This is a genomic window from Arthrobacter sp. B2a2-09 (assembly GCF_027587375.1).
Classification (GTDB): Bacteria; Actinomycetota; Actinomycetes; order Actinomycetales; family Micrococcaceae; genus Arthrobacter.
Map to the genome: position 1 here is coordinate 1 of NZ_JAMXIC010000099.1, position 451 is coordinate 451.

The 451-nt window shown below is 52.5% G+C and carries 1 protein-coding gene; it reads left to right on the top strand.

Going from position 1 to position 451, the window contains the following annotated elements; all coding sequences use genetic code 11:
- On the top strand, nucleotides 1-317 hold a 317-nt coding region (locus tag NFJ07_RS25700), incomplete at its 5' end, for a hypothetical protein (RefSeq protein WP_269998937.1).
- Nucleotides 318-451: the final 134 nt, after the last annotated feature.

Consider the following 451-nt stretch of genomic DNA (forward strand, 5'->3'; position numbering starts at 1 on the left):
CCTCCGGTTCGCTATACCCGCCAGGCTTAACACAGACCAGCAAGGAGCAATTTGGAATGGGTAAGAAATACGAATACTGGACGGTGAAGGATGGCGAGGACTTCGCTATCAACCTGGAGATCGTCTCTTTTACCAGCACGAAAGGGAGCTTCAGCTCTCAGGCCAGCGATCCAGATGAATACTTCGGCAGCCAGGGACTAGAGTGGAAAGCCACTGAGCCCACTGACTGGATGAGCGAATCGGAGATCGCCTCGATGGAGGAATGGCTTGCAAACGAGCATTCCGAATACCTCGCAGACCTCGATTATTTCGACTGACCACAACAAGAAAGGAGAAAGACCATGATGCAGCCACACCTTGAGCAGCGATTTAATCGCCTACTGCAATACATAAAGAGCCCGGATCTTCGCCTTCTGGTTGGCGAGAACGTCGCGGCAGCCAAAGAGCTGCT